Source organism: Nostoc sp. CCY 9925 (assembly GCF_963920935.1).
Taxonomy (GTDB): domain Bacteria; phylum Cyanobacteriota; class Cyanobacteriia; order Cyanobacteriales; family Nostocaceae; genus Nostoc.
The window spans coordinates 1-4,191 of record NZ_CAWUDO010000220.1; the positions used below are offsets into that span (position 1 = coordinate 1).

6 protein-coding genes are annotated in these 4,191 nt (G+C 43.5%); 5 read left to right on the plus strand and 1 reads right to left on the minus strand.

Annotated features, from left to right (window positions below; all coding sequences use genetic code 11):
- Nucleotides 1-177 precede the first annotated feature (177 nt).
- From ACM0OY_RS39550 to ACM0OY_RS39565, 4 genes are all read left to right on the plus strand, one after another.
- On the plus strand, nucleotides 178-306 hold the full coding sequence (locus ACM0OY_RS39550; RefSeq protein ID WP_414574165.1) for a hypothetical protein: 129 nt from the start codon (nucleotides 178-180) through the stop codon (nucleotides 304-306).
- A gap of 103 nt (nucleotides 307-409) precedes the next feature.
- Nucleotides 410-1,210, plus strand: a complete 801-nt coding sequence (locus ACM0OY_RS39555; protein ID WP_414574166.1) for an RMD1 family protein — start codon at nucleotides 410-412, stop codon at nucleotides 1,208-1,210.
- 100 nt (nucleotides 1,211-1,310) lie between these two features.
- Entirely contained in the window at nucleotides 1,311-2,513 is a 1,203-nt protein-coding gene (locus ACM0OY_RS39560; RefSeq protein WP_414574167.1) for an AIPR family protein, read from the plus strand.
- A 111-nt stretch (nucleotides 2,514-2,624) separates the two neighbouring features.
- Nucleotides 2,625-2,948 carry a hypothetical protein gene (locus ACM0OY_RS39565; RefSeq protein WP_414574168.1) on the plus strand — a complete coding sequence of 108 codons (324 nt, stop codon included), beginning with the start codon at nucleotides 2,625-2,627 and terminating at the stop codon, nucleotides 2,946-2,948.
- A gap of 29 nt (nucleotides 2,949-2,977) precedes the next feature.
- Here the strand turns inward: ACM0OY_RS39565 and ACM0OY_RS39570 are convergent, their stop codons facing one another.
- A complete protein-coding gene (locus ACM0OY_RS39570; RefSeq protein ID WP_414574169.1) occupies nucleotides 2,978-3,622 on the minus strand; it encodes a Uma2 family endonuclease in 645 nt (214 codons plus the stop codon).
- Nucleotides 3,623-3,786: 164 nt separating this feature from the next.
- Between ACM0OY_RS39570 and ACM0OY_RS39575 the strand changes: the two genes are divergently transcribed.
- Nucleotides 3,787-3,978, plus strand: coding sequence for a hypothetical protein (locus ACM0OY_RS39575; RefSeq protein WP_190952397.1), 192 nt, complete (start codon nucleotides 3,787-3,789; stop codon nucleotides 3,976-3,978).
- The last annotated feature ends 213 nt before the right edge of the window (nucleotides 3,979-4,191 follow it).

The following is a 4,191-nucleotide window of genomic DNA, read 5'->3' on the forward strand; positions in this document are numbered from 1 at the left end:
GTTGTTAGCGATCGCACCTTTTTCACCCAACCTCACAAAATCGCGTTGCTCCCCCACTCAACGGAGTTCCAAAGGGAGCAATAAGGCTGCGGCTTAATCCCAAACTCTGGTTTCTAAATCGAGCGATCGCAGCCTAATGGCGTGGTCGCTCTAATTTTCGTTTCAACAGTAATACCAATGCAAGCAGCACACTGTGGTTTAGTGATTGCTCTCCAGTACGCTCCAATTGAAGAGGAGGAGAAGAGCGTGCGTCAGCATTTGCAAAGGGCGATTGTCTTGTCTGGAGAACATTACAAGCAGTCGTGAATAGGTTTATTGGTAGACTGTATTGTGGTAATCTCAACCAATACCGGATCAATTGCACTGCCACCATTAAAGATTTATAGGCAAAACATAGCATAGGGCAACAATGCAGAAACTCCTTTTTAGTGATAGAGATAGTTTTAAAGCACAAGCCCTATTTCTTGGTAAAAAGATTAACCTCCAAAAATTGGAGAATTACGATTGCTTGGCGACTATGCCAGTAATGGTGAAAGTAGCTCAACAAGGTTGCGCGGTGCTGCTAGGCTATGGTGCAGTTGTTTTGTTTAACCTCGATCCTATAGAAAAGGTAGCCTTCTTGAAGGGGCTATCTTCTCTAGTTCATGACTCATTTAGCCAGCCTGAGATAGAAGAAGTGGAAGTTCATCTCAACGTTGTCGAGAATGAGCGAGTCAAGGAAGGAAAAATTTTTCTGCGTGATTTGAGTGTAGAACGCTTGCAGATTGTAGCTGATATTTTGGCTAAAAGTGTTGTGCTGTCGCATTATGAAAGTAGTATCGCGGCAGTATTCGATCAAATTGAACCTTTCGCGGCTAGTCTCCAGCGCGAAGACCGAAGTCGGCGGCAGAGTCGGGAATTACTGCGTCAATTAGGCACAACGTTGTTAGTTCAACATAAGATAGTCGGTCGAGTCGAGATTATCGATAAGCCTGAGTTGCTTTGGGAATCGCCACAATTAGAAAACTTATATCTGCGCTTGGAGGATGAATACGAAATCCGTGAGCGTCACAATGCCTTAGAACGCAAACTAGAGCTAATTACCCAAACCGCACAAACGGTACTAGAGTTCATGCAGCATAGTAGTAGCCAGCGAGTAGAGTGGTATGTGGTGATTTTGATTGTGGTAGAAATTCTGCTGTCACTGTACGATATTATATTCAAACAGTGAAAACTTACTTAATATAGCTTTAAGTTTTCCAAGGGTGCCATTCGGTTTGGGATTATATACTCTGGATAAATATGCACTGCACTCCTCATACAAGAAGACTATGCCAAAAAATTGGGCTTTGAAAGTAGACCAGTTTTTCAATGCAAACCCCCACTGCATTATCGCCACCGTTCACGTTGACAGCTTCCCCGCTGACCTGCCGCTAGAACCGAATATTCGAGAACCCAACCGCAAAAGCTCAACATATAGACAAATTTTCGACTCCTTGACCACTGAACCCGAAAAATTCTTCTCAAGACATAGCGGAATCGTACTGTGTGCCAACAAGGTCAAGCCCAATAGTAAAAAGACTCAACTAGAATTAGAAATACTTGAGGCATCCGAGGGCGGTAGCGATGGCATTATTAACGGGGGGCATACGGTTTTAGCCTTTCAACAGGCGAGGGAATACAAGTACGACCTTACCGAAGCCAGAGTCAAAGTCACAATTCACATTGGGCTGAGTGAGGATGAGGCAAAAGACATAGCCCTGGCATCAAACACTTCAGCCCCAGTAGATGCACGTTCTAAAGTTAACGCCAGGGGTGACTACAAATTCATCAAACAGTTTTTAGCCCAACTGGAGCGCGAACAAGAAACCAAATTCCGCATCGCCTATTATCAGAACCAAAGCGGTGCGCCCAAAAGTCCCCAGTGTAACGTCAACCATCTCATTAAATTAATGAACTGTCTGGACAGGAACAAATACAACCCAGACAGCAAGAGCCGAACCAAGCACCCCCCTGTAAGTAATACGCCAAGTCTGTCCGATGCTGAAAGAGAACGGCTGTCAAAGTTGTTGCCGCTACTGCCCAAGGGACTATGGATTGAGCAACGACTGTTTCAGGTAATCGAGGAACATATCACCAAGCCCAGAAAGAAGGGTGTTGTTGATTTAGCCTCAATCGACCCGCGCAAGAATACATTGTTACCGGATAGTCGTTATTCATTTGGGTTTAGTGCGCCTGCTGATATTGCCATGCCGATTGTTGCTGCTTATCGGGTGTTTTTGGATGAACAGTACAACTGGATAATACCTTTTGATGAGTTTGCGGAAGATTTTCTGCAACATTTATGGAATAACTATTACAAGAAATACTTGGTGTCGGAGAAACTGGCTGGTAATACAGTTGGCAGTAAAATCTGCCGTAATCCGGTGATTTGGGATAATATTTACCTTTCAGCGCAAAGTTATCTTAATCAGCAGTTGATGAAAATGGTTAGTTCAAGTAACAAGCGCGAAGAACTGAAGCTGGTGAATTAACGTATGATTATTTCTCCATTCCCAAAATGAACATACTCAGGAGCTGTAAAGCTTATACTGTAAAGCATCTGAAATTTTTAAGACTGTGATTAGCTCCTGATTAAAATTACTATGACCGATATACCAAACACTCGGCTAGACCGGATTGAGGCAATTCTAGACAGGGTAGCAGTTCAACAACAGATAAATACTCAGGCGATCGCCCAACTGACAACAAAGCTGGACAACCTGAGCGATAATGTTAACGACCTGACCAATAATGTCAATTCTGTATTGGCTAGAGATGCCGTAGTTAATGATGTATTACTAGAACTGCGTGATAGCCACGATCAACACCAGCGGAACTTTGAAGAACACCAGCGAACCACTAACGCTGCACTCAATCAGCTTGGGTTTATCTTGATACAGCTAACAAAGATTGACCCGCAAAATTAAACCCTGTCCCAACAAGTTGTGAAATGGTATTAGTTATCGATAGGCTTCTCTAAACGTCGTTTAAGATCCCGAATGGCAGCACTAGTATTACGCTCATAGGCAATTTGCACGCAACGAGCAATTGCACTATTCAAATCAAAGTCAGGAAAATAGCGGCTGTAGGTTTGCAGTTGATAATTTTCACCCAATAATTGATAAATTAATAATTTCTGATTTCTAAATAACCAAATTTCCGGAACACGATAAGGAAGATAATCCTCAATATTGGAATAGCTGGTGACATCAATTTCAATCACTAAGTCTGGTGGTGGGTCTTTTTGCCAGTCAATGCGTTTTTTACCCGATATGGCTTGCCAATTGTCAATATAAAAGCAATAATCTGGCTCAATCCCGCTTTCCTGGGGTAAGCTCATTGTCACTGGTGTAAATGCATCATATTCTCGCCCATCGCAATCTAATAGAGCCATCGCAATATTCGCCAGTAAATGGGCATCTCTACCGTGTACTGGTAATGGCGACATCAGCAATACTTCTCCATTGCAATACTTTATACGCGGGAGCGATCCATCTCCCCGTTGCTCACATAAATGCTGATAATCCTGCCAACTAGCAGGTAGGCGCACTACAGCACCAGGAGGTAATTGAGTCTTGTCTGGAGAAACGAGGGCAAACATGACTGATTTTTCCTAATAAGCCGCATAGTGCAATCATAACAACGACAATTAGAATCGGTGGTAGTATTCAAAATAACGCTTAAATCTTTGCCTGACGGGAGCAATTGCAATCTTCTGTTGCCGCGCCCATTCAAAAGGAGCAATGACGCTAGATTTGGCCTGTTGTGTCTCAGGTTTCCTGCCGTCTTTACAAGCAGCAAGGAACACTGCTTCCTGTCGGTAAAGATGGCGTGGCGTTGGGAGTGGGAACGAGTGCTGGAATATGCGCTTTAGTTAAGAGCGCTACTTCTGCCAAGCCTTCACAGCGGAAGCTTGCCCAAGAAATGCGATCGCTAAACGCACAAACTTCAACATAAATCTTGTGTTACAGTCCGTAAAAGCTCATACTGAAGCTGTATGTAACATAAACCCTCGCCTTTACTAGCCCCGCCATGCCCCAAGACTTCTCTCACCAGAATCTCAGAGGTCGTTCGTTTAAGGGAGAAAACCTTGCCGGGGCAAACTTTAGTTATGCAGCATTGGTGATAGGTTAAGATAAAGCGTATTTTGTCAATCAGTTAAAATACTCA